20 protein-coding genes and 1 pseudogene are annotated in these 23,596 nt (G+C 70.8%); 11 read left to right on the plus strand and 10 right to left on the minus strand.

The window, feature by feature from the left end:
• Positions 1-82 precede the first annotated feature (82 nt).
• Entirely contained in the window at positions 83-1,114 is a 1,032-nt protein-coding gene (locus ACZ53K_RS01310; protein WP_468830419.1) for a hypothetical protein, read from the minus strand.
• Positions 1,115-1,519: 405 nt separating this feature from the next.
• Between ACZ53K_RS01310 and ACZ53K_RS01315 the strand changes: the two are divergent.
• Positions 1,520-2,540: pseudogene (locus ACZ53K_RS01315) on the plus strand (chitinase).
• A 99-nt stretch (positions 2,541-2,639) separates the two neighbouring features.
• Here ACZ53K_RS01315 and ACZ53K_RS01320 read toward each other — a convergent pair.
• Positions 2,640-3,560: a S1 family peptidase gene (locus tag ACZ53K_RS01320; RefSeq protein ID WP_468830421.1), complete on the minus strand. Its 921-nt coding sequence runs from the start codon at positions 3,558-3,560 to the stop codon at positions 2,640-2,642.
• Between the two features lie 204 nt (positions 3,561-3,764).
• Between ACZ53K_RS01320 and ACZ53K_RS01325 the strand changes: the two genes are divergently transcribed.
• From ACZ53K_RS01325 to ACZ53K_RS01345, 5 genes are all read left to right on the plus strand, one after another.
• Entirely contained in the window at positions 3,765-5,117 is a 1,353-nt protein-coding gene (locus ACZ53K_RS01325; protein WP_468830423.1) for a M14 family metallopeptidase, read from the plus strand.
• Between the two features lie 328 nt (positions 5,118-5,445).
• Complete coding sequence (locus tag ACZ53K_RS01330) at positions 5,446-5,778, plus strand: hypothetical protein (protein ID WP_468830425.1); 333 nt, start codon at positions 5,446-5,448, stop codon at positions 5,776-5,778.
• Positions 5,778-7,058, plus strand: coding sequence for a putative T7SS-secreted protein (locus ACZ53K_RS01335; RefSeq protein WP_468830427.1), 1,281 nt, complete (start codon positions 5,778-5,780; stop codon positions 7,056-7,058). The genes ACZ53K_RS01330 and ACZ53K_RS01335 overlap by 1 nt, the downstream gene beginning before the upstream one ends.
• A 34-nt stretch (positions 7,059-7,092) precedes the next feature.
• Positions 7,093-7,800, plus strand: coding sequence for a hypothetical protein (locus ACZ53K_RS01340; RefSeq protein ID WP_468830429.1), 708 nt, complete (start codon positions 7,093-7,095; stop codon positions 7,798-7,800).
• Between the two features lie 29 nt (positions 7,801-7,829).
• The gene (locus ACZ53K_RS01345; RefSeq protein ID WP_468830431.1) at positions 7,830-8,459 is read left to right on the plus strand and encodes a hypothetical protein; all 630 of its coding nucleotides are present in this window, start codon (positions 7,830-7,832) and stop codon (positions 8,457-8,459) included.
• A 120-nt stretch (positions 8,460-8,579) separates the two neighbouring features.
• Here the strand turns inward: ACZ53K_RS01345 and ACZ53K_RS01350 are convergent, their stop codons facing one another.
• From ACZ53K_RS01350 to ACZ53K_RS01370, 5 genes are all read right to left on the minus strand, one after another.
• Positions 8,580-8,768: a hypothetical protein gene (locus ACZ53K_RS01350; RefSeq protein WP_468830433.1), complete on the minus strand. Its 189-nt coding sequence runs from the start codon at positions 8,766-8,768 to the stop codon at positions 8,580-8,582.
• Positions 8,769-8,934: 166 nt separating this feature from the next.
• Complete coding sequence (locus ACZ53K_RS01355; protein ID WP_468830435.1) at positions 8,935-10,425, minus strand: GntP family permease; 1,491 nt, start codon at positions 10,423-10,425, stop codon at positions 8,935-8,937.
• A gap of 125 nt (positions 10,426-10,550) precedes the next feature.
• A complete protein-coding gene (locus tag ACZ53K_RS01360; RefSeq protein ID WP_468830437.1) occupies positions 10,551-10,961 on the minus strand; it encodes a RidA family protein in 411 nt (136 codons plus the stop codon).
• The gene (locus tag ACZ53K_RS01365) at positions 10,958-11,761 is read right to left on the minus strand and encodes an IclR family transcriptional regulator (RefSeq protein WP_468830439.1); all 804 of its coding nucleotides are present in this window, start codon (positions 11,759-11,761) and stop codon (positions 10,958-10,960) included. The genes ACZ53K_RS01360 and ACZ53K_RS01365 overlap by 4 nt, the downstream gene beginning before the upstream one ends.
• Positions 11,758-12,822 (minus strand): sugar kinase, encoded by a 1,065-nt coding sequence (locus ACZ53K_RS01370; protein WP_468830800.1) that lies wholly within the window; start codon positions 12,820-12,822, stop codon positions 11,758-11,760. The genes ACZ53K_RS01365 and ACZ53K_RS01370 overlap by 4 nt, the downstream gene beginning before the upstream one ends.
• 315 nt (positions 12,823-13,137) lie before the next feature.
• On the opposite strand from ACZ53K_RS01370, the gene ACZ53K_RS01375 reads away from it, so the two are divergent.
• Together ACZ53K_RS01375 and ACZ53K_RS01380 are read left to right on the plus strand one after the other, a co-directional pair.
• Positions 13,138-14,478, plus strand: a complete 1,341-nt coding sequence (locus tag ACZ53K_RS01375) for an amino acid deaminase (protein ID WP_468830441.1) — start codon at positions 13,138-13,140, stop codon at positions 14,476-14,478.
• Positions 14,479-14,722: 244 nt separating this feature from the next.
• Complete coding sequence (locus ACZ53K_RS01380) at positions 14,723-16,360, plus strand: N-acyl-D-amino-acid deacylase family protein (RefSeq protein WP_468830443.1); 1,638 nt, start codon at positions 14,723-14,725, stop codon at positions 16,358-16,360.
• On the opposite strand, the gene ACZ53K_RS01385 is transcribed toward ACZ53K_RS01380, so the two are convergent.
• Entirely contained in the window at positions 16,275-18,173 is a 1,899-nt protein-coding gene (locus ACZ53K_RS01385) for a P-loop NTPase fold protein (RefSeq protein WP_468830445.1), read from the minus strand. The two genes, ACZ53K_RS01380 and ACZ53K_RS01385, sit on opposite strands and share 86 nt — an antisense overlap.
• Positions 18,174-18,357: 184 nt before the next feature.
• Here ACZ53K_RS01385 and ACZ53K_RS01390 point away from each other — a divergent pair, with 184 nt between their 5' ends.
• On the plus strand, positions 18,358-19,569 hold the full coding sequence (locus tag ACZ53K_RS01390; protein WP_468830447.1) for a pyridoxal phosphate-dependent aminotransferase: 1,212 nt from the start codon (positions 18,358-18,360) through the stop codon (positions 19,567-19,569).
• 145 nt (positions 19,570-19,714) lie between these two features.
• Complete coding sequence (locus ACZ53K_RS01395) at positions 19,715-20,131, plus strand: SCO4983 family protein (protein ID WP_468830449.1); 417 nt, start codon at positions 19,715-19,717, stop codon at positions 20,129-20,131.
• A gap of 406 nt (positions 20,132-20,537) precedes the next feature.
• Here ACZ53K_RS01395 and ACZ53K_RS01400 read toward each other — a convergent pair whose 3' ends face one another.
• Positions 20,538-22,361: a phosphoenolpyruvate carboxykinase (GTP) gene (locus tag ACZ53K_RS01400; protein ID WP_468830451.1), complete on the minus strand. Its 1,824-nt coding sequence runs from the start codon at positions 22,359-22,361 to the stop codon at positions 20,538-20,540.
• 242 nt (positions 22,362-22,603) lie between these two features.
• Between ACZ53K_RS01400 and trhA the strand changes: the two genes are divergently transcribed.
• Complete coding sequence (gene trhA / locus ACZ53K_RS01405) at positions 22,604-23,332, plus strand: PAQR family membrane homeostasis protein TrhA (RefSeq protein ID WP_468830453.1); 729 nt, start codon at positions 22,604-22,606, stop codon at positions 23,330-23,332.
• Here the strand turns inward: trhA and ACZ53K_RS01410 are convergent.
• Complete coding sequence (locus ACZ53K_RS01410; RefSeq protein WP_468830455.1) at positions 23,306-23,581, minus strand: hypothetical protein; 276 nt, start codon at positions 23,579-23,581, stop codon at positions 23,306-23,308. The genes trhA and ACZ53K_RS01410 overlap by 27 nt on opposite strands.
• Positions 23,582-23,596: the final 15 nt, after the last annotated feature.

Below are 23,596 nucleotides of genomic sequence, written 5' to 3' on the forward strand. Positions count from 1 at the left end.
GGCCGGTGCTGCTGCCGGTACGGGCCGGGGTGCCGTGCCCGGCGCGGGCGGTCCCCGTACCGGTCCGGTACGGCGGCCGGGGTCAGCGGGCCCGTACGGCCGTCCGCCTTCCCGGTTCGGGGCCGGGGACGCCGCCCGGCGCCACCGGCGCCAGGCCGCGGCGCCGCAGCAAGGAGGAGCCCGGCGAGGCGGTGTCCGGCGGCGCCGCACGCGGGCCGGTGAGGGGCCGCGGAGCCGCCTCCGTACGGCGCCCACCGCCCGCGGCCGGGCCCGGGGCCGGGGCGGCGGTCGGCGCCGAGCAGAACGCGCACCGGTCGCCGATGAGTTCGAGTCCGCACCAGCGGCACTCCTCTCTCCGTACGGACGCCACGAGCTGGTAGAGCACCGACAGATCCGGGATGGCCGCCGCGAACTCGGTCACCTTGTGCGTGCCCCACCACGCCGCCGACTCGGCGGGCAACGGGACCTCGTACGTCCCCTGCACCTGCCAGGAGCGCGCCAGGACGCCCCCGACCCACTCGCCGGAGAGCTGACCGCGCGCGTAGGCGAGCCGGGTGGCGAAGCCGGGCGGGCGCAGGCCCGCTTCGGCGGCCCGTTCGGCGTGCCGGTCGAGGCGGACCAGCTGCGGGTCCGGGTTGGCGAGCACCGCGAAGTGCGTGCCGGGCACCCAGGACCGCAGGTGGGAGCGGAGGTCCGTCGCCACCCTGTCGAGGCGTGCGACGCTGCCGAGCAGGGCGCCCGCGTGCACGTAGTGGGCCAGCAGGCGGGCGGCGCAGGCCAGCAGTCCGGGGCTGAAGTCGCAGAGGGACAACTGCCGGAGCTGGTGCGCCAGTACGGCCAGGCCGAGCGGCGGCAGGTCCAGCGGCACGATCGCGAACCGGTCGGACTCCAGGACCGCGCGCAGGGTGTGCAGCCGCCGGACGTGGCCGGGCGGGCAGGCGGTGGAGTAGAGCGCGACGAGGTGGCCGTGGTGCTCCAGCACCGCGCCCAGCTCGGTCAGCGCGTCGTCCAACGGCTGGGCGTGCGGCGGCCGGACGAGCACGGCGGCCGGGGTCTGCCGGTCGGTGGCGGGCAGCGCGAGGTCGGCGCTGGTGACTGCAATCGCGGTCGGCACGTCGCGTCCCCCACTGCGCTGCTGGCGCTGTCGGCACTGTTGGCGCTGTCGGCACTGCTGTTGGCTCAGCACCTTATCGACGAGTTCCGCCCTGGAGAACACGTTCTGGGGTACTGGACGCCCGCCTTGGCATCTCCTTGCTTCCGCCGCTCCCCTCCCACCGGTGAAGTGCCGCTTCCGCGGCACCCCTTGACATGCACATTGGTCTGGACCACCTTGTACGCCAGTACGACGCATCACACGCATCATCAGCACCACAGCAGCTCAGGGGCCCCTGAACGCGCAACAGCACCACCAAGCCCAACTCCCCCCACGGAGGCACCAGTGGTACGCGCACGTTCAGAACAGCCGGGACGACCGGCCCAGCCGCGGCACGCGGGACACACGACACGACGCGTCCCGAGACTGCCGGCGGGGCTGGTCGCCGCCGCACTGACCACCGCCGGACTCGTCGCGGCCGGCACCGCCGGCGCGGCCGAGGCACCGGCGTCCGGCACCGCCAAGGCCCCGGCGGGCCACGCCCCCACGGCGGCGCACTCCGCGGCCGTACCGAAGCACGCCGTCACCGGTTACTGGCAGAACTTCGACAACGGCGCCACCGTCCAGAAGCTCAAGGACGTCCCGGACGCCTATGACATCATCGCGGTCTCCTTCGCCGAGGCGACGGCCACGCCCGGCGGACTGGACTTCCACCTCGACCCGGCCGTCGGCTACGGCTCCGCCGACGCGTTCAAGGCGGACATCAAGGCCAAGCAGGCGGCCGGCAAGTCGGTGATCATCTCGGTCGGCGGCGAGAAGGGCGCGGTGTCCGTCACTGATTGACGCCTCTGCCAGGAACTTCGCCGACTCGCTCGGCAAGCTCATGGACGAGTACGGCTTCGACGGCGTCGACATCGACCTGGAGAACGGCCTCGACTCGACCTACATGACGCAGGCCCTCAAGGCCGTGCACGCGCAGCACAGCGATGTGGTCGTCACCATGGCGCCGCAGACGATCGACATGCAGTCGCCGCAGAACGAGTATTTCAAGACGGCCCTGGACATCAAGGACTTCCTCACGGCCGTCAACATGCAGTACTACAACAGCGGCTCGATGAACGGTTGCGACGGCAAGGTGTACTCCCAGGGCACGGTGGACTTCCTCACCTCGCTCGCCTGTATCCAGCTGGAGGGCGGCCTCGACCCGTCACAGGTGGGCATCGGCGTCCCGGCGTCGTCCCGCGCGGCGGGCGGCGGGTACGCGGCGCCGTCCGTGGTGAACGCGGCGCTGGACTGCCTGACGCAGGGCAAGAACTGCGGCTCGTTCAAGCCGTCGAAGACGTACCCGGGGCTGCGGGGCGCGATGGCCTGGTCCACGAACTGGGACGCGGCGAGCGGCAACGCGTTCGCGAGCCAGGTGGGGGCGCACGTCCACGGCCTGCCGTAACCCGCCGTACGGCCTCCGGACCAACGGCAGACGACCGGCCGCGCTCGGGCAGCGCGGCCGGTCGCTCACGTTCTACGGGTTATCGGGGGCTCCCCGCCGTCACGGCTTGGGAAGCACACACCCCTGCCGCCCCAGGTCCAGCTTGTTGCCGGTGCCGAAGCACTTGGGGATGGTGTAGATCTGCTGGGCGTAATTGATGCCCTTGCGTACGGTGACCTTGCCGTTCTCGTCGACCTCGCACGGGTTGTTCATCGTGCAGCGCTGGCCGCTCTCGTTGCCCGTGTTGTTGATGGCGGCCACCTTGCCGGAAGCCACGTCGATGACCGGCGAGCCGGACGTTCCGCCGATCGTCTTGCAGGCGGAGGTGTAGCGGACCGAGTCCTTCATGACGTAACCGCCCTCCTTCAACTGATGGACGAACCCGTCCACGTTGCAGGAGTACGTCTTCTTCCAGTACCCGGAGACGACGGTGATGGCGGCGCCCTTGGCCGGGTGGGTGGTGGCGATGTCCAGCGCCTTGATGCCGTAGCGCTGCTTTATCTGGGCGTAGGTGGAGGAGAGTTCGTAGAACGACACGTCGGTGTCGGTCATGGTCGCGTACGCGACCTTGGTGGCGCGTACCGTGCCGAGGTTGCCGGCCGAGGCGTTCAGCACGGTGAAGGTGCGGTTGGAGGGCTGGTCGACGACGACCTCGCCCGGGTCGGGCATGCCGGACTCCAGGCAGTGGCCGTTGGACATGACCAGGGCCGGGTCGTTGTCGGTCGAAGTCGGCATCCGGACGATCGAACCCGAGCAGTTGCTGAGCGCGACCGTGCCCGCGAAGGTCACGGCCTTGCCCTTGGCCTGCGCCGCGGCCGGGGCCGCCGGCTCGGCCTGGAGCTGCGGCGCCGCCGCGGTCCGGGCCGCGCCCCGGTCCGTCGCGTCCGCCGTCGTGACGGCACTGGCCGTGCCGCTGGCGCCCATGAGCGCCGTAGCGCCCAGGACGGCCGTGGCCAGGGCGCCGACGAGAGGTCTGTTCATGTGGGGGTCCTCTCACACTGGTGAGTCCGGCGTGGCGCCGGACTTGTCGTGCGCATTGTTGGTGCGGCACAGGCCCCTGGCAACAATCTTCCGGAAACCGGCGGGAATTTGGCGTGTTTGCGTCAACGCGAGGCATTGACCGAGCCATGCCATGGCAAAACACTGGCGCCGTCGCCCGCCTCACACCCCCACGGAGGTCACACCATGCGACCACGGTTACGCGGCAGACGGACCACCGTCCTCACCGCACTCCTCTCCCTCGCGCTGGCCGCACCCCTCGCCGCCCGCGCGGAGGACTCCCCTCGTCAGTCCACTCCCACCAGCACGGCTGCCGCCGGCACCACGGCGGCGGACACCGGAGCACCCCGCCAGTACGAGATCACCGGTCTCACCACCGCCGCCCAGCGCAGCGCCCTCGCCTCGACGGGCGTGTCCATCGACGAGGTGCACGGCCGCACCGTCGTCATCACCGCGGACACCGCGCAGGCCACCCTCGTACGCAAGCTCGGCCACCGGCTGCGGGCGCTGCCCGCGCCCCCGTCGGGCGCCGGCGACCGCGTCAAGGACTTCCCCTCCGGCTACGGCAAGTACCACAACTACGCCGAGGCCACCGCGGAGATCAACAACCTGGTCGCCAAGTACCCGGCCATCCTCAGCAAGCGGGTCATCGGCACGTCGTACCAAGGCCGGGACATCCTCGCCCTGAAGCTGAGCAAGAACGTCGCCCAGGACGAGAACGAACCCGAGGTCCTGTTCACCGCGCACCAGCACGCGCGCGAACACCTGACCGTCGAGATGGCCCTCTACCTGCTCAATGACTACACGTCCAAGTACGGCAGCGACCCGCGCGTCACCAAGATGCTCGACTCCCGCGAGATCTGGATCATCCCGGACGTGAACCCGGACGGCGGCGCGTACGACATCGCCACCGGCTCCTTCCGCAGCTGGCGCAAGAACCGCCAGCCCAACGCCGGCTCCGCGAACGTCGGCACCGACCTCAACCGCAACTGGGACTTCAAGTGGGGCTGCTGCGGCGGCTCCTCGGGCAGCACCGGCTCCGAGACCTACCGCGGCCCGTCCCCCGCGTCCGCACCCGAGGTCAAGGTCGTCTCCGACTTCGTCCGCGGCCGGGTCGTCGGCGGCGTCCAGCAGATCAAGACCGCCATCGACTTCCACACGTACAGCGAACTGGTCCTGTGGCCGTACGGCTACACCTACAGCGACACCGCCCCCGGCATGACCCAGGACGACCGCGACGCCTTCGCCGCCGTCGGCAAGTCCATGGCCGCCAGCAACGGCTACACGCCGGAACAGGCCAGCGACCTCTACATCACCGACGGCTCCATCGACGACTGGCTCTGGGGCAACCAGAAGATCTTCGCCTACACCTTCGAGATGTACCCCTCCTCGGCGGGCCAGGGCGGTTTCTACCCCCGTGACTCCGTCATCGCGCGGGAAACCGCGCGCAACCGGGACGCGGTCCTGCAACTCCTGGAGAACAGCGACTGCATGTACCGCTCGATCGGCAAGGAAGCGCAGTACTGCCGGACCCGCTGAACCGGAAAGCCGTTCGCCGGGGCCGCGGCCGTCATCGCGGCCCCGGTGACGCACCGGCCGGCAGCGGACTCCGATACTTGTACGCTTGCGCAAGTATCCGGAGTTCTGCTGTCGCAGCGCCGGACAAGTCCCGCTATACCATCCCTTTACCCCGGAGAAGAACGCCCCGGAACAAGATCGATAAATCCGGAGAGGGCAGCCATTTCCCCGCAATGCAAGGTGCCCCTACGGCGAATCCCCGGCTCCGATTCACCTTCGTGCGCGCAGGTACGGGACTTCGCCCCTTGTCCGTATTGAGGCGATCACCGGTTAGGGAGTCCTTCGTTCCATGGGGGAGCATTTCGCAACGGACACAGACCAGCTGGGGGCCTTTCTCAAGACCCTCGAAGGCTGTGTCCGGGAACTGAACGAGGCCCGCTCGGCCCTCGCCCGCGTACGGTCCGACCAGATCGGCACCGGTCGCCTGGACGAGGCGTGCGACGGATTCCAGGACCGCTGGAAGTACGGGTCCGATCAGACCAAGAAGATGATCGACGCGATCAGCGAGGGCGTGAAGTCCAACAAGAAGGGCTACGAAGAGGTCGAGAAGGCCCTCGAAGCAGCCCTGAAGGAGATCACGCAGAAATCCACCTCGGCCGGCCAGGGCGGAGGGGCCAAGTAGTGGCGGCGAACCCCTACGCGCACCTCGGCTGGAACCCCGTACCCGGCATCCCCTCCGAAGTCACCGCGCTCCAGCAGAAAGTGACCAGGGCAGCCACCGCGCTGCGCACCTGCCACCACCAGATTCAGCAGCTCATCGGCGAAAGCAGTTACTGGCAGGGCGAAGCGGCCAAGGCATTCCGTGAAGCGCTGGACGGCGAACTGCTTACCTATATCAAGAATGCCGCCCGCTCCCTGGAGAAAGCGTCCGCGCAACTGAAGGTCTGGGACGGCGACCTGACCTCCAATCGCGACCTTGCACGCAAGTACGACGACGAGGCGGGCGAGCGCAAGGCCGCCGCCGAACGGGCCGCGGCGCACCGCTCGCAGGCCGCGCAGCACCCCGATCTCAAGCTGGCCGGGCAGCAGTTCCCCTCCCAGGCGGAGGCTGACGCGGCCGAACAGCGGCTGCGGGCGGCCGAGCGCAGCCTCAACGAGGCGACCACCGCGCTCAACAGCGCCAACAGCTCGTACAACGACGTCATCAGCAAGGCCGAGCGGCTGGAGACCAGCCACGCCGACCAGGCCGAGACGGTCGCCAAGGAACTCGACGGCGCCACCGACAAGCTCGCCCCGAGGGAACCGGACTGGCTGAGCAAGGCCGTCGACGCGATCTGGGACGGCATCAAGGCCGTCGGCGCGTTCCTGTACGAGCACGCGGGCACCATCGGCGCCATCGCCGGCCTGCTGGCGCTCTTCCCCACCCCGCTGACACCGCTCTTCGCCGGCATCGCGGTGGCCGCCAGCGCCGCGTCCATGACCAAGAACCTCTCCGACCCCGAATTCAGAGCCGCGCTGGCGGGCGAGAAGGGCGGCTCGGACACCTTCGCCGCCTACGCCTCGCTGGCCGGTGACACCGTCGGCATGATCCCCGGCGTCGGCGCGCTGGGACGCGCCGGCAAGGAGGTCTTCGAGGCGTCGGTGACGGCCGAGCGGTGGGGCGTGGCGGTCTCCCGTTCCGAGCAGGTCTCCGGGTTCGCCAAGGAGATCGTGCCCGCCTTCTCCGGCAAGGCGACGGCCGCCGCCGAGGAGGGCGCCGCCGCGTTCAGCGCGGGCGGCCGGGAGGCCGCGAAGCGGGTCACGGAGATCAGCGCCAACGGCGTCAACGTCACCGCCAACCTCGCGTCCTCCGCCGAGAGCCTGGGCTGGCTGCCGAAGGAAGGCGCCGGTCACAACACCGCCGAGAGCACGAAGGCCGCCGCGACCCTGCACGGCATCGCCGGACTGGAGGGCATCGCGTGAACCACTCTCCCGGACACCGACCGGCGGTCACCTCATGAACGGCGCCTTCGCCGAACCGGCGGCCGAGCCCCGCCCCGCCTTCTGGTACGGGCTGCCCGAGGGCTGCGTACGGCTGGACCTCCACCCGTCCCTGGAACGCATCGACGACCTCGCCGCCCAGGTCCGCGCGCTGCCCGACGGCGTACGCGACCGGGCCGAGGGCGCGTTCCGCTTCTACGCGGGCATCCTGACCCTGCTCAACGACCAGGAGGTGCAGGGCTGCGCGATCGGCCTGCACCCGGACGGCGCGGGCGGCATCGCGTTCTCCGTCCTGACCGTGTCCACCGTCCCGGCCACCGGCGTCAATCCGAAACTCGTTCTCGCCGGCCTCTTGGGCGCACCCGGGGACCGGCCGCCCGGCGAGATCCTCACCCCGGTCGAACTCCCCTGCGGCCTGGGGTTCCTCTCCGAGACCGAGCGCCGCACCACGGCTCCCGGCAGGACGCCGGAAGGCGCCGACGGCCCGCCGCAGGGCACGGTCTGGCAGGGCACGGTGGCCGTGACCGGCACCGGTACGCCCGACATCATCGTGGTGCAGCTGGTGACGGCCGCCGTGCGACTGGCCGGCGATTACCGCGACGTACTGCTCGGTACGGCGGCCACCCTGACCTTCACCGACCCGGCGCGCGCGAAGGGAACCGAGGCCGAGGACCCCGCCCAGCGGGACCCCGGCGGCGGCTCCCTCCGCGACATCTTCGGCTGAACCGGCCCGGAAAGCTTGAGGAGACGACCTTGACCGACGCATCCCGCGCCACGGCCCCGCCCGTATCGCCCGCCCCCGTCGACGTCGACCGCGTCCTCGGACGCGCCACCCGGCGCCTGCTCGGGGACCTGGCGCTGCGGCTGGTGATCATCGCCGTACTGGTCGCCGTGCCCATCGTGCTGACGCGGACCGCTATCTGGGACTCCCCGTTCCTCAGCCTGTTCGCCGTCGTCGCGGTCTTCCTCGCCTTCTTCACCCTCTACCGCTTCGTGTTCAACGTCCGCCTCGGCAAGTGCCGGGCAGTGCTCCGGAACTACCCCCTGGAGTTCTGGCCGCGCGTCGCGAAGAAGGACGCGGACGACTGGTCCAAGTACGGCACCTCCTTCACCCTCAAGATCACCGGCCGCGGCCAGGGCCCGGCACCGTGGCTCCGGGCGGTCAACGTGATCGGCCGCCGTCGCTGGCCGAAGGAGGCCGAGAACGGCGCCTGGGTCGCGGGCGACCTGGCGTTCGGCGGCATCCTCGTCGTACCCGGCACCGAGGAAGCCCTGTTCCTGGAGATCGCCAAAGAGGACAAGGCAACCCGCGCCCGCGAACAGGCCGACCCGGCCCGCCTGGCACGGGCCGAGCAGGCGGGGCTCGTAGGTAAGCGTCGCTAGGGCTCGCCTTCTGCCCCCGGACGACGCTCTGCGGGCCGGGCCTGCAGTACGGCGGGCCCCGGCCGTCACTTTCCCTCGGCACGCCGAGCGCCCGAATGGCATCGGTGTACATCTCGGCCGTCAGGTCACCCGGCCCGACACCCCATCGCCGAGAACCGCCCGCACATCCGCGAGAGCGCCCGGCAATTCCTCCGCACCCACCACCTGCGCCTCCAGCTCGACATAGGTCCCGTCGATCTCCGGAACGCGGACGAGCGTGGCGAGCATCTTCCGCCCGCGCACGGTGAACTCGTCATTCCGGCAGTGCATCGATCTGCCTCGTGCCAGTTGGAGCAGGCTCGCCCATGACGGCGGGCTGCGTCTCGTACTCCAGCAGCGCGTCGCCCGGCCCACGGCTGTACCGCCACCACTGCCAGTGACTCCGACGAACGTGCGCACGCGGTGCTCGCGGGCCTCGGTCGCGGGCGAGGCTGACCTACACCGCCAAACTCACCCCCGCCGCCACCGCGAACCCCACCACCGACAGCACCGTCTCCAGGACCGTCCACGACTTCAGCGTGTCGCGTTCGGAGATGCCGAAGTACTTGGCGACCATCCAGAAGCCGCCGTCGTTGACGTGCGAGGCGAAGATCGAGCCGGCCGAGATGGCCATGATGATCAGGGCGAGGTGGGCCTGGGAGAGGCCCTGGCCTTCGACCAGGGGCAGGACGATGCCTGCCGTGGTGACGATGGCGACGGTTGCCGAGCCCTGGGCTACGCGCAGGACGACGGAGACCAGCCAGGCGAGCAGGATGACGGGCAGGCCGACGTTGTGGAAGGTCTCGGAGAGGGCGTCGGCGACGCCGCTGCCCTTGAGGACGGCGCCGAAGATGCCGCCCGCGCCCACCACCAGCAGGATGTTGCCGACCGGCTTCAGGGATGCGGTGGAGACGGTTTCCAGGGATTTGCGGGACCAGCCGCGGCGGATGCCCAGGAGGTAGTAGGCGAGGAGCAGCGCGATCGTCAGGGCCACGAAGGGGTTGCCGAAGAATTCGACGATCGAGCGGAGGGTGGAGGAGGCGAGGGCGATGGAGGAGAAGGTGGCGAGGAGGATCAGGACGAGGGGGGTGCCGATGATGGTGAGGACGGTGCCGAGGGCGACCGGTTTTTCGTGGGGCTGAGCCCCTGCCGCCGTCTGTTCGGCTGTCACCGCGTCGCGGGCCTCCTCCGCGGCCTCGACCATGTCCTGCGGTACGGGGACGAAGATCCGCTTGCCGATCCACGCGGCGTAGCCCCAGGCGGCCAGTACGGCGGGGATGCCGCAGACGATGCCCATGAGGATGATCCAGCCGAGGTCCACCTTGAACAGGCCGGCGGCGGCGACCGGGCCGGGGTGGGGTGGGAGGAAGGCGTGGGTCATGGAGAGGCCGGCGAGGAGCGGCATGCAGTAGAGGAGGATGGATTTGCCGCTTCGTTTGGCTGCTGCGTAGACGATGGGAGCCAAGACGAAGATGCCTACGTCGAAGAAGACCGGGATGCCGAAGATCAGGCCGGTCAAGCCCATCGCCAGGGGCGCCCGGCGTTCGCCGAAAAGGCCGAGCAGGCGCGCGCTCAATACCTCCGCGCCGCCGGAGACTTCGAGGATCGCGCCGAGCATGGTGCCCAGGCCGATGATGATGGCGACGTGTCCGAGGATGCCGCCCATGCCGCTCTCTATGAGGGAGGGGAGGGAGGACTTCTGAACTGTGCCGAAGAGTTCGGTGACGGAGAGGCCGGCTGCCAGGCCTACGGCTATGGAGACGCCCAGTAGCGCTACGAAGGGCTGGAGGCGGACTTTGATGATGAGGAAGAGGAGGAGCAGGATTCCCAGGGCAGCGACGGTCAGGAGGCCGGGGGTGCCTGGTATGAGGGCCAGCAGGCCGCCGGTGTGGGGTGGTGCCGGTGGTGTGGCGGGGGCCCCGGCAGCGGTGAGGGCAGCGTGGACCATGTGACGACTCCGTTGTCAGACAGGGTGGTTCCAGGCAGGGGGGACCGCGGCACGGCGCCCCGGGCGGGTGGGGCGCCGCACCGTGCGGCGGGTTCAGCGGTGGTAACGGCAAGGGGGTGTCCCGGTCAGCTCAGCACCGCGAGGGCGTCGATCTCGATGAGGAGGCCCTTGGGGAGGCCGACGTACACCGTCGTACGGGCGGCCGGCGCCTCTTTGAGGCCCTCGGCCTCAAAGTAGGCGTTGTAGATCTCGTTCATCTCGGCGAAGTGGTCGGTGTCGGTGAGGTAGACGCGCATCATCATGACGTCGTCCCAGGTCGCGCCGCCCTCTTCGAGGATCGCCTTGACGTTGGCGAAGGTCTGAAGGGTCTGCTCGCGCAGGGTGGGGCCGGCCGGGGTGGGGGCCTGGCCCTCGACGGCGGGCAGGAAGCCGACCTGGCCGGCGACCTGGAGGATGTTGCCCTTCTTCACGCCGTGGGAGAACTTGGCGGGCGGTGTGGTGTGGGTGGCCGGGGTGAGAGCGGTCTTCTCGGTCATGGTCGGGCTTCCTTCTGGTCTTGCGGGTCGGATTTCCGGTCGTGCGGCTCGGGTACGGGGGTGCTTCCGGAGTACTCCCGGCTGATGGCGTCCGCGGTGCGGCGCACCTGCGGGAGCAGGGTGAGGAGTTCCTCGGCGGTGACGACGACATTCGGCGCGGAGACCGACATGGCGGCGACGAGCCGGCCGTCCGCGCCGCGGATGGGAGCCCCGACGCAGTTGATGGACTCCTCATGGCCACCGAGGTCGGTGGCCCAGCCCTGTTCGCGCACCTTGGCCAGCTCGGCCAGGAAGGCCTGGGCGTGGGGTGTCGAACGGGACGTGTAGAGGGGGTATTCGAGCTTTTCGGCGAGCGCGCGGCGCTCGGGCTCGGGCAGGTCGGCGAGGAGCAGTTTGGCGACGGCGGCGACGGTGATGGCGACCGGTTTGCCGATGCGCGAGTACATCCGTACCGGGTAGCGGCTCTCGACCTTGTCGATGTAGAGGACCTCGTTCTCCTCGTACACGGCGAGGTGCACGGTGTGTCCGCACTTCTCGTTCAGTTCGACGAGGTGCGGGTGGGCGATCTCGCGTACGTCGAGGTTCTCCACGGCCTGCTGGGCAAGGGCGAAGAGCCGGGCGCCGAGGCGGTAGCGCTGGTCGCTCTGGCGGTAGACCATGCCGTGCTCGTGGAGCGTGCGCAGCAGGCGCAGGGCGGTGGACTTGTGCACGCCGAGCCGGCCCGCCACCTGTTCGAGGTTGGCCGGGCCTTCCGCCAGCAGGGGCAGGATGCTCAGTGCGCGGTCGACTGTCTGACTCATGGGGTACGGACCTCCACCCGTGGGTTGTGCACCCCGTGGCTGGTGGTGCCGCTGCTGCGGTCAGTGGGTGCGTCACCGTCGGTGGTCCAGCCGGGGCCGAGTCGCAGTCTCCCCCAGGCGGCGGGGTCGAGGCCCGCAAGGTGGTCGGCGAGCTGGCGGGGCGGGGGTGTGCCGACGTCGCCGGAGACGGTGAGGGAGGCGGCGGCCATCAGGTGGCCGTGCCGGATGCGGGTGAAGACGGGCAGGTCGCGGAGGGTGGCGGAGAGGAATCCGGCGGCGAAGGCGTCACCCGCGCCGACCGGGGCGACGACGTCGACGGTGAGGGCGGGGGCGGTGGTGACCGTGTCGGTGCCGTCGGCCTGGCGGGCGTACGCGGTGGCCCCGTCGGCGCCCTGTTTGACGACGAGGACGGCGGGCTCGGGCAGGGCGGCGCGTACGGCGTCGGGGCCGTGCAGGTCCCAGGCGGCCGCGGCCTCGTCCGCACCGACGAAGACCAGGTCGCAGCGGCGGGCGAGGTCGAGGAGGAGTTCCGGGCCGCGTACGGTGCGGTCGCGCCAGAGGCCGACGCGGTAGTTCACGTCGAAGGAGACGAGGGGGCGTCCGGGGGCCGGGGCGGTGAGGGTGCGCAGCACGTCGAGGCAGCTGTCGGAGAGGGCTGCCGTGATGCCGGTGAGGTGCAGGACGCGGGTGTCGCGCAGGGCGTCGGTGTCGAGCAGTTCGGGGGACATGGCGGAGGCGGCGGACCCGGCGCGGTAGTACGCCACCTCGGCTTCGCCGGCTGCCGTCTCCGTACCGGTGGCGCGTTCGCCGGCCGTACGGAAGTAGACGCCGGTGGGGCGGGCCGGGTCGCGCTGGACGTGGGAGACGTCCACGCCGCAGACGGCGACGGCGTCGCGGACGTGGTCGCCGAAGCCGTCGGCGCCGACCCGGGAGATCCAGCGGGTGCGGTGGCCGGTGCGGGCGAGGGCGCAGGCGACGTTGGACTCGGCGCCGCCGATGCCACGCTCGAAGGAGGGTACGTCGGCGAGTCGCCCCGGCCGGGTGGGCATGAAGGTGACCATGGTTTCGCCGAGACAGACGACGTCGACGGCGGTGGTGGCGGCAGTGACGGCAGCGGTTTCCGGCCGGGCGGGCGGGGTGCCGTCCGGGGCCTCGTACCGGGCGGGCGGGGTGCCGTCCGGCGCGTCGTTGCCGTCGGCGCTGACGTTGCTGGACGTGGTCACGATCTTCTGCACTCCTTTGCGTACGGGCCCGTTGAGCCGTTCCGCGACGTGTTACGCACCATTGACCCGGCGATGGCTCGGATGTTAGACAGCAGTAAGCGATATGCGCAATGGGTGTTGCATAGAGTGCAACAAGAACTTTGAGGAGGCCCCATGGCCGCCGCGCCCCACGCCGACCGCAGCGCCACCGGCGCCGCGTCCGGCGCCGACGCAGCCACCGCCGAGCGGCATGCGAAGACCCTCGCGGACGAGCGGGTCGACCACCGCTTCAAGGGGCTTCCCCCGGACGCCCAGGGCCGTACCGTCGGCGAACTGGCGGCCGACCGCCGGAACCTGTTCACCGGCGGCTTCACCACCCCCGTCCTCGCCCTGTCCGCCGAATCGCTGGAACACAACCTGGCGCTGATGGAGACCTACTCCGAGCGGCACGGCCTGGCCTTCGCCCCGCACGGCAAGACCTCCATGGCCCCGCAGCTCTTCGCCCGCCAACTCGCCCGCGGCGCCTGGGGCATCACCGCCGCCGTCCCCCACCAGGTCCGCGTCTACCGCGCCTACGGCATCCAGCGGATCTTCCTCGCCAACGAGGTCGTCGACGCCGTCGCGCTGCGCTGGCTCGCCGCCGAACTGGACGCCGACCCCGGCTTCCACTGCATCTGCTACGTCGACTCACTGCGCGGCATCGAGCTGATGGACGCCGCCCTGCGCGAGGCCGGCGCGACCCGCCCGGTGGACGTGGTCATCGAGCTGGCCGCGGGCGAGGGCGCCCGTACCGGCGTCCGTACCGACACCGAGTGCGTCGAACTGGCCGACGCCGTGGCGGGCGTGGACACCCTGCGCCTGGTCGGCATTGCCGGATACGAGGGCGAGGTGCCCGACGCGACGCACGAGCGGGTGACGGCCTGGCTGCGCCGCCTCCTCGCGCTCACCGTCGCCTTCGACCGTTCCGGGCGCTTCGCCGACCTGGACGAGATCGTGCTCAGCGCGGGCGGCAGCGCCTGGTTCGACGCGGTCGCCGAGGTCTTCGACGAGGCGCCCGAACTGTCCCGGCCGCTGCTGAAGCTGCTGCGCTCCGGCGCGTACGTCTCCCACGACGACGGCCACTACCGCCGCCTGACCCCCTTCAACCGCGTCCCGGACGAGGGCGCCCTGCAGCCCGCCTTCCGGCTCTGGTCGCAGGTCGTCTCCCGCCCGACCCCGGAGCAGGCGTTCCTGAACGCGGGCAAGCGCGACGCGGCGTACGACCTCGACCTGCCGCGCGCCCAGGTCGTACGGTCCGGCCGGGACGGCACCGAGCGGCCGGCGGACGGCGTCACCGTCACCAAGCTGTCCGACCAGCACGCCTGGGTGACCACGGAACGGGCCGGTGATCTGGAGGTCGGCGACTGGGTCGGGCTGGGGCTGTCACACCCGTGCACGTCCTTCGACAAGTGGCCGCTGATCCCGGTGGCCGAGGCGGACGGCACGGTCGTGGACTACGTCCGTACGTTCTTCTGACGGTCCCCACGGCCCCTTGAGGCCGCGGAACTTCGGCGCGGGGCACCACCCCCGAGTCCCGCGCCGAACGCCGGGGGCTCCCCCGCCCCCGGCCGGCGCGCCCACCCCCGGGCGCGCCCGGGTCCCGCTCCGGCGCATCCCCCCGTCGCCGGAGCGGGGCCCGTATGCCGTGGCCGCGCGGTGCGGCCCGGCTCACAGCCTCTGTTCGACAGGGCCTTTGTTCGACAGGAAAGGCGGTTCGGTCATGGACACCGTGGTCCGCGACGTACGTGTCATCGACGGCACCGGCACCCCCTCGTACCGCGCGGACGTCGCCCTCGACGGCGGCCGGATCGCCGAGATCCACCGGGAGACGGCCCCCGGACCGCGCCCCGGCGCCCCCCGCGTGGTGGACGGCGCGGGCCTGGCCCTCTCCCCCGGCTTCATCGACATGCACGCGCACAGCGACCTGGCGCTGCTGCGCGACCCGTCGCACGAGGCGAAGGCGGCGCAGGGCGTCACCCTCGAAGTGATCGGCCAGGACGGCCTGTCGTACGCGCCGGTCGACGACCGTACGCTCGCCGAGGTCCGCGCGCAGATCACCGGCTGGAACGGGGACGGCTCGGACATCGACTTCAGCTGGCGCACGGTCGGCGCATACCTGGACCGTCTGGACCACGGCTTCGACGGGCAGGGCATCGCCGTCAACGCCGCGTACCTCGTCCCGCAGGGCACCGTCCGGATGCTCGCCCTCGGCTGGGACGACCGCGCGGCCACGCCCGCCGAGACCGAGCGGATGCGGCAGCTCGTCGCCGAGGGCCTGGAGCAGGGCGCCGTCGGCCTGTCCTCCGGCCTCACCTACACGCCCGGCATGTACGCGGACGACGCCGAACTCACCGAGCTGTGCCGGGTCGTGGCGCGCTACGGCGGTTACTACTGCCCGCACCACCGCTCGTACGGCGCGGGCGCGCTCGGCGCGTACGAGGAGATGATCGGCCTGACCCGGCAGGCGGGCTGCGCCCTGCACCTCGCCCACGCCACCATGAACTTCGGCGTGAACAAGGGGCGCGCCCCCGAACTCCTCGCCCTCCTGGACCGCGCCCTGGAGTCCGGCGCCGACATCACCCTGGACACCTACCCGTACACGCCCGGCTGTACGACCCTGGTCGCCATGCTGCCGAGCTGGGCGAGCGAGGGCGGACCCGACGCGATCCTGGAACGGCTGCGGGACGACGCGGCGGCCGAGCGCATCCGGCACGTCATGGAGGTGGAGGGCGCGGACGGCTGCCACGGCGTGCCGGTCGAGTGGGACACCATCGAGATCTCCGGCGTCTCGAACCCGGCACTGGAGGGGTACGTCGGCAGGACGGTGGCCCGCTCGGCGCACGAGCGCGGCGAGGAGCCGTGGACGACGGCCCGCCGGCTGCTGGTCGAGGACCGGCTCGGCTCGACGATCCTCCAGCACGTCGGGCACGAGGAGAACGTCCGCGCGATCATGCGCCACCGGATGCACACCGGCGGCAGCGACGGCATCCTCCAGGGCCACAAGCCGCATCCGCGGGCGTACGGTACGTTCCCGAAGTACCTGGGGACGTATGTGCGGGAGCTGGGCGTGCTGTCGCTGGAGGAGTGCGTGGCGCACCTGACGTCGCGCGCCGCCGCCCGGCTGCGGCTGCCCGACCGCGGCCTGGTCCGCGAGGGGTACCGCGCCGACCTGGTCCTCTTCGACCCGGACACGGTCGGCGCCGGGTCGACCTTCGAGGCGCCGCGCACCCTGCCGACGGGCATCCCGCACGTCCTGATCGACGGACGGTTCGTCATCGAGGACGGGCGGCGGACGGATGTGCTGGCGGGGCGGGCGGTGCGGCGGACGGACGTACGGATGGGGCGCTCGGGCCGGTGAACGCGCCCCTGACCAGCCGTATCAGCTCGTCCGCGTCGGCTGCGACCCCCAGCGCCCCCAGCTCGCGGGCGGTGTCCTGGCGGGCGGGCGTGACCCGGCCGGCGAAGAAGACGACCGGGCCGGTGTAGCGCTCCTCCCGGCGCAGCGCCGCCACGTGCGAGAACCCGGCCCGGTCGGCCGTGCCGCGGGCGATGTCGGAGATGATCAGGGACGGCATCCGGGCGGCGATGGCGGCGTCGGCGGCCTCGGAGTCCACGGCGATCTCCACGGTCGCCCCTTCCCGCCGGAACCAGGCGGCCAGCGAGGTGTTGTTCTCGGGGCGGTCGTCGACCCAGAGGATCGTGCGGCCGACGAGGGGCGCTTGCGGGTCGATGTCCGGGAGCGGGTCGATGTCCGGGAAACGGGCCCTGAGCCGTGCGAGGACACCGGTCCGCGTGTCCGGTATGACCCCACCCACGATGTCCGGCTCCCGCTGCGGCACCGCCACCAGCGCCGGCGCACCCTCGCGCAGCCTGCGCACCAGTTTCTCGGAGTGCGGCAGGTCGAGCAGGCCGTCGAGCAGGGAGTTGAACGCGGCGTCGGCGACCACCTCGGGGAAGACGGTGGGGAGTTCGCGCTCCAGCCGTTCCAGCACCGTGGGCGGGCCTGACACGGTACTCGGTACGTCCCGCTGCGCCAGGAAGGCTTCGATCAGCGGCCGTTCCTCGTCGGACATGGGCGCCGACGTCCGAACCAGCGTCCGCACCCGCCGGTACGTACGGAAGTCCGCGATCACATCGCCGCTGTCGGCCCCCGGCGGGCTCGTCATCATCCGGTAGAAGTCGGCGTAGAAGTACTGGATCAGCAGGGTGCGCAGCACCGCCTCCGGCGGATGGTCGGCCCACATCGGGTTGAGGGTGGCCTCCAGGACGAAGCCGTTGACCAGCCGCTTTATACGGCGCGGGTTGCGGGCCGAGCGCTCGGCGAGCAGGTCGACCAGCGGCTCGTCGAGCAGCTGCTCGATACCGGCGGTGCGCGCGCACCACTTGATGTACTCCTGTACGCCCTGGCCGTCGGCCACCGGGATGCGGTAGCTGGTCTGGAAGACCTTCTCCATGAACGTGGCACCGGCCGGCGACAGATCACGCAGCAGGCCGCTCGGTCCCATCGCCGAGCGGTCGCAGCCGATGACGAACGCCAGCCCCGGCACGTCCAGGTAGACCTTGACCGCCTCGCACACCGCGAGCACCGTCTCCTCGGAACAGCGGTCCAGGTCGTCGATGAAGACGACGAGCATCCGCCGCGGCGAGTGGACCGCGTTCTCGGCCCACTCCCGGGCCATGTCACTGATCGCGTCGCGCATCTCGTTGCGGGCCTGGGAGTTGACGGACAGGCTGCTCCACAGCTCGTTGACCAGCCCGGCGGCGCCCAGCGGGCCGGCCGCCACAGTGGCGAGCGCCCGCAGGACGCGCAGCAGCGCCCGCTGCTCGGAGGCCCGGTGCAGCGCCCGCCGCAGCAGCCTGCGGTCGAAGCGCATCAGCACCGACTTGATCAGCCCTTCGAGGGCGTCCGCGCCGGTCGAGGTCCAGGCGTTGTACCAGACGGTGTGCACCTCGGGCGCCGACATCAGTTCCGCGTCGACCAGCCGCATCAGGCTGCTCTTGCCCATGCCCCACCCGGCGTCCACGGCGAGCGTGAAGGGGGTGGCGGAGCGGGAGGCGATCAGCAGGCCGGCGAGCTGCCGGGCGGCGCGGCCCGCGCCCAGCAGGTCGGTGCCGGCCGAGTCCACCGGCTCGTCGTTGAGCAGCGCGAGCCGTTGTTCCGATGCCACCATGCCGCCCGCGTGATCGTGTGCCCCGGAGCGTACCGCCGGCGCGCGCGTCGCGTAGACCGTTCACGTACGCGCCCGTGCGCCCCCGCCCGCCATGACGCCGGGTGAGCAACCCCACACCTCCGGCTCCTCCGGCGTGAACAAAAACACCAGGCGGGGCGTGTTACGCGCCCGTATGGTGGCTGACATGCAGGTGATCCAGTCAACGAAGCTCGCCAACGTCTGCTACGAGATCCGGGGTCCGGTCCTTGAGGAGGCGATGCGGCTCGAAGCAGCGGGACACCGCATCCTCAAGCTCAACACCGGCAACCCGGCGGCGTTCGGATTCGAGTGCCCGCCGGAAATCCTGGAGGACATCCTCCGTACGGTCGGCACCGCCCATGGCTACGGCGACGCGAAGGGCCTGCTCTCCGCCCGCCGCGCGGTGATGCAGCACTACCAGACCAAGGGCATCGAGCTGTCGGTCGACGACGTCTACCTGGGCAACGGCGTCTCCGAGCTGATCCAGATGTCGATGCAGGCGCTGCTGGACGACGGCGACGAGGTACTCGTACCGGCCCCGGACTACCCGCTGTGGACCGCCTCGGTCTCGCTGTCCGGCGGTACGGCGGTGCACTACCGCTGTGACGAGCAGGCGGACTGGATGCCGGATCTCGCCGACATCGAGCGCAAGGTCACCGACCGCACCAAGGCCATCGTCGTCATCAACCCGAACAACCCGACGGGCGCCGTGTACGACGACGAGCTGCTGCGCGGCATCGCCGAGATCGCCCGCCGGCACAACCTGATCGTCTGCGCCGACGAGATCTACGACAAGATCCTTTACGACGGCGTCACCCACACCCCGTTCGCCGCGATCGCCCCCGACCTGCTGACCCTGACCTTCAACGGGCTCTCCAAGTCCTACCGGGTGGCGGGCTACCGCAGCGGCTGGATGGCGGTCTGCGGCCCGAAGGCGCACGCGTCCTCGTACATCGAGGGCCTGACGATCCTCGCCAACATGCGGCTGTGCGCCAACATGCCCGCCCAGCACGCGGTGGCCACCGCCCTCGGCGGACATCAGTCGATCAACGACCTGGTGCTGCCGGGCGGGCGCCTGCTGGAGCAGCGGGACACCGCGTACGACCTGCTCACCCAGATCCCGGGCGTCACCTGCACCAGGCCGAAGGGCGCGCTGTACGCCTTCCCGCGACTGGACCCGAAGGTCTACAAGATCAAGGACGACCGGCAGATGGTGCTGGACCTGCTGCGCGCCGAGAAGATCATGATCGTGCACGGTACGGGCTTCAACTGGCCGGAGCCGGACCACTTCCGCCTGGTCACGCTGCCGAACAAGGACGATCTGACGGACGCGGTGACCCGCATCGGCAGGTTCCTGGACGGTTACGGGCAGTACTGAGCGCGGCCGGGGGCCGACCGGGGCCCGGCCGGGGAGCGCGTCCCGGGAGATGTCACCCGTACGTGGACTGTACGGATCACAACTTTAGACACTGTCTAAGCTAGGATGGTCTCCTAGCCGTTGAGCGTTGCCAGGAGGCCGTCCCATGTACGAACCGATCCGCACCAAGTCGGTCCACTCCATGGCCGCCGACCAGGAGGTCCCGCACCGTTCCCGCACGGAGGAACTGGACATCCGGCTCGCCGGTCATCTGACCGCGCTGCTCACCGTCACCGACGAGCTGCGCGCCACCCTCCCCGACCCCGCGCTGGACGACGCCGCCGAGCGCATCGCCGCGCAGGTGACGCGGCTGCGTGGCGGGACGTACCCGCTGCGGGCCGCACCGACCGGCGGCGGCGACCCGGCCCGGGCGCCCCGGCTGCACCGCCGTGCCCGGATGCTGGCCGGCAGCGCCCTGGCCGTCGCCACCTCACGGGCCGACGCCGCGGCCGCCGCGCTGGCGGCGGAGCGCATGGAGGCCCATGAGGCCGACGGGCTGGTGCAGGAGCTGGCCACGGCCTGAGCGACGGGCCGGGCGGGCACCGGAAACCGGGAGCAGGCAGCGGGGGCCAGTAAGCGCGGCCACGAAGCGGGGCCAGGACGAAAAGGACGGCCGGGGCCACGTGTTCGTGCACGTGACCCCGGCCGCCGACCGTGGCGGTCCGGCGCGCGTCAGCGTCCGCGCCGGACCGTGTTCCTGTACTAGGCCGTGTCTTTCGGATCATCCTGGGCCCGCGGCGCCTGGCACGGCACTCCCCCAGCTACCGCTGGGAGGTACCCCCACGCGGCGTTGTCGCATCACCCACGGACACCCAGTCCGAGGGCAATGCTCCGCCTTGCGAGGCTCCCCCGCAGCCCTGGACGGGCGCGGGAGGTACCCCCACCACCAGACGCCGCGGGCTGATCCAGGCTGATCCAAAAGACACGACCTAGCCCAGACGGCGTACGAGCGCGTGGTACTCGTCCCACAGCTCCTTCGGCGTGTGGTCACCGAAGGTGTTCAGGTGGTCGGGGATGAGCGCCGCCTCGTCGCGCCACACGTCCTTGTCGACGGTGAGCAGGAAGTCCAGCCCGGCGTCGTCCAGACCGAGGCCGTCGGTGTCCAGGGCCTCCTTGGTCGGCAGGATGCCGATGGGCGTCTCGACGCCTTCGGCCTTGCCGTCCAGGCGCTCGACGATCCACTTGAGCACCCGGCTGTTCTCGCCGAAGCCCGGCCACACGAAGCTGCCCGACGCGTCCTTGCGGAACCAGTTGACGTAGTAGATCTTCGGCAGCTTCGCCTGGTCCTTGTCGGCGCCGACCTTGATCCAGTGGCCCATGTAGTCGCCCATGTTGTAGCCGCAGAACGGCAGCATGGCGAACGGGTCCCGGCGCAGCTCGCCGACCTTGCCCTCGGCCGCCGCGGTCTTCTCGCTCGCCACGTTCGCGCCGAGGAAGACACCGTGCTGCCAGGTCAGCGACTCGGTCACCAGCGGTACGGCGCTGGCGCGGCGGCCGCCGAAGAGGATGGCCGAGATCGGCACGCCCTTGGGGTCCTCCCACTCGGGCGCGATGATCGGGCACTGGCCGGCCGGGACGGTGAAGCGGGCGTTGGGGTGGGCCGCCGGGGTGCCGGACTCCGGCGTCCAGTCGTTGCCCTTCCAGTCGGTCAGGTGGGCGGGCAGCTCCTCGGTCATGCCCTCCCACCACACGTCGCCGTCGTCGGTCAGCGCGACGTTGGTGAAGACCGAGTTGCCCCACATCGTCTTCATGGCGTTGGCGTTGGTGTGCTCGCCGGTGCCGGGCGCGACGCCGAAGAAACCGGCCTCGGGGTTGATCGCGTACAGGCGCCCGTCCTCGCCGAACCGCATCCAGGCGATGTCGTCGCCGATGGTCTCGACCGTCCAGCCGGAGATCGTGGGCTCCAGCATGGCGAGGTTGGTCTTGCCGCAGGCGCTCGGGAAGGCCGCGGCGACGTACTTGGCCTCGCCCTGCGGCGGGGTGAGCTTGAGGATGAGCATGTGCTCGGCCAGCCAGCCCTCGTCGCGGGCCATGACGGAGGCGATGCGCAGCGCGTAACACTTCTTGCCCAGCAGGGCGTTGCCGCCGTAGCCGGAGCCGAACGACCAGATCTCGCGGTCCTCGGGGAAGTGCGAGATGTACTTCGTGGTGTTGCACGGCCACGGCACGTCGGCCTCACCGGCGGCGAGCGGGGCGCCGAGGGTGTGCACGGCCTTGACGAAGAAGCCGTCCTCGCCCAGCTCGTCCAGGACGGCCTGGCCCATCCGGGTCATGGTGCGCATCGAGACGGCCACGTACGCCGAGTCGGTGATCTCCACGCCGAGCGCGGAGAGCGGCGAGCCGAGCGGGCCCATGCAGAACGGGACGACGTACATCGTCCGGCCGCGCATCGCGCCGCGGAAGACGCCCTGCTCGCCGGTGAAGATGTCGCACATCTCCGCCGGGGCCTTCCAGTGGTTGGTCGGGCCAGCGTCCTCCTCCTTCTCGGAGCAGATGAAGGTGCGGTCCTCGACCCGGGCGACGTCCGAGGGGTCGGACGCGGCGTAGTACGAGTTGGGGCGCTTGATCGGGTCCAGCTTCGTGAAGGTGCCCTTCGCGACGAGCTCCTCGCACAGGCGCTCGTACTCCGCCTCCGAGCCGTCGCACCACACGACGCGGTCCGGCTCGGTGATGGCTGCGATCTCGTCGACCCAGGAGATCAGTTCCTGGTGGTTGGTCGGTACGGGGGAGGGAGCCGCGTTGTCGCGCGCCACGATCGCTCCTAGATGAGGGTTTGGACGGACAGCTGTCCGCGCACATGCCGGCAGAGCCCGCTTCTGAAGATGCCTGCCCCTTGGGGGCTGCGACCCGGATGCTTCGCGACCGCTCATCCGGTGCCGACCGCACTCATTTGATCATCCGATCCTCATGGGCATCTGTCCAGAGGGGGTTCTCGTGACCGTCACCACTTCCGGACCGACCTGTAACCTACGGTTGCGTAGGTAGCATGGCGCCCATGACTTCCGCGCCCGACGCCGCCGAAAGCCGCTCTTCTTCCGTGACCAGCGCGGCCGCCGACGCAGTATCCGCGGTCGCAGCGGTGGCCGCGCCGCTCAAGCCCAAGCTGCGGGGCTGGCTGCACGCGGGAATGTTTCCCGCGGTCCTCATCTCCGGAGTGGTGCTCACGGCACTGGCCGACAGCACCCGCGGCCGGATAGCCTGCGCCATCTACACCCTCTCCGCCTGCCTGCTCTTCGGGGTCAGCGCCCTCTACCATCGCGGCAATTGGGGCCCTCGCGCCGAAGCCCTGCTGCGACGGCTGGATCACGCCAATATTTTCCTGATCATCGCGGGCACCTACACGCCGCTGACCATGCTGCTGATCCCCGGCGGCCGCGGCCAGGCACTCCTGTGGGCCGTGTGGGCGGCCGCCCTCGCCGGCATCGCCTTCCGCGTCTTCTGGGTGGGCGCGCCGCGCTGGCTCTACACACCCTGCTACATCGCGATGGGCTGGGCGGCCGTCTTCTTCCTTCCCGACTTCCTGCGCAAGGGCGGCATCGCCGTACTCGTCCTCGTCATCGTCGGCGGCGTCCTCTACAGCGTGGGCGGCATCATCTACGGCATCAAGCGCCCCAACCCCTCACCGCGGTGGTTCGGTTTCCACGAGGTCTTCCACTCCCTGACACTGGCGGCGTTCGTGGTGCACTACGTCGGCATCTCACTGGTGGCCTATTCGCACGCCTGAGGCGCCCGGCGCGGCTCCCGCACCGCCCGTCGCATCCCCGCCGCCGCGCCGTCCGGAGCCCCCGCCCCGCCGGCGCACGCCCCCGGCCCCCGTACGTGGCCGCGGCCTTGAGGCCGCGGCCACCTGCCATGTCAGGGCCGCCACCCCGGCCAGGACCAGCGCGACCACCGCGGCCGTACCGCCGACGAGGAACCCTCCGACGCACAGCGCCGCCGCGAACACGGCGAACACATCAATCGCGGTACGCATACCCGCAACACCCCC

The organism is Streptomyces sp. NPDC033221, assembly GCF_055577005.1.

Bases quoted from the DNA above. Each gene is read 5' to 3' on its own strand.
- ACZ53K_RS01320 (WP_468830421.1), bottom strand. From the start codon at position 3,560: ATGAACAGACCTCTCGTCGGCGCCCTGGCCACGGCCGTCCTGGGCGCT.
- ACZ53K_RS01325 (WP_468830423.1), top strand. From the start codon at position 3,765: ATGCGACCACGGTTACGCGGCAGACGGACCACCGTCCTCACCGCACTC.
- ACZ53K_RS01330 (WP_468830425.1), top strand. From the start codon at position 5,446: ATGGGGGAGCATTTCGCAACGGACACAGACCAGCTGGGGGCCTTTCTC.
- ACZ53K_RS01340 (WP_468830429.1), top strand. From the start codon at position 7,093: ATGAACGGCGCCTTCGCCGAACCGGCGGCCGAGCCCCGCCCCGCCTTC.
- ACZ53K_RS01350 (WP_468830433.1), bottom strand. From the start codon at position 8,768: ATGCACTGCCGGAATGACGAGTTCACCGTGCGCGGGCGGAAGATGCTC.
- ACZ53K_RS01355 (WP_468830435.1), bottom strand. From the start codon at position 10,425: ATGGTCCACGCTGCCCTCACCGCTGCCGGGGCCCCCGCCACACCACCG.
- ACZ53K_RS01360 (WP_468830437.1), bottom strand. From the start codon at position 10,961: ATGACCGAGAAGACCGCTCTCACCCCGGCCACCCACACCACACCGCCC.
- ACZ53K_RS01365 (WP_468830439.1), bottom strand. From the start codon at position 11,761: ATGAGTCAGACAGTCGACCGCGCACTGAGCATCCTGCCCCTGCTGGCG.
- ACZ53K_RS01370 (WP_468830800.1), bottom strand. From the start codon at position 12,822: ATGGTCACCTTCATGCCCACCCGGCCGGGGCGACTCGCCGACGTACCC.
- ACZ53K_RS01375 (WP_468830441.1), top strand. From the start codon at position 13,138: ATGGCCGCCGCGCCCCACGCCGACCGCAGCGCCACCGGCGCCGCGTCC.
- ACZ53K_RS01380 (WP_468830443.1), top strand. From the start codon at position 14,723: ATGGACACCGTGGTCCGCGACGTACGTGTCATCGACGGCACCGGCACC.
- ACZ53K_RS01385 (WP_468830445.1), bottom strand. From the start codon at position 18,173: ATGGTGGCATCGGAACAACGGCTCGCGCTGCTCAACGACGAGCCGGTG.
- ACZ53K_RS01390 (WP_468830447.1), top strand. From the start codon at position 18,358: ATGCAGGTGATCCAGTCAACGAAGCTCGCCAACGTCTGCTACGAGATC.
- ACZ53K_RS01395 (WP_468830449.1), top strand. From the start codon at position 19,715: ATGTACGAACCGATCCGCACCAAGTCGGTCCACTCCATGGCCGCCGAC.
- trhA (WP_468830453.1), top strand. From the start codon at position 22,604: ATGACTTCCGCGCCCGACGCCGCCGAAAGCCGCTCTTCTTCCGTGACC.
- ACZ53K_RS01410 (WP_468830455.1), bottom strand. From the start codon at position 23,581: ATGCGTACCGCGATTGATGTGTTCGCCGTGTTCGCGGCGGCGCTGTGC.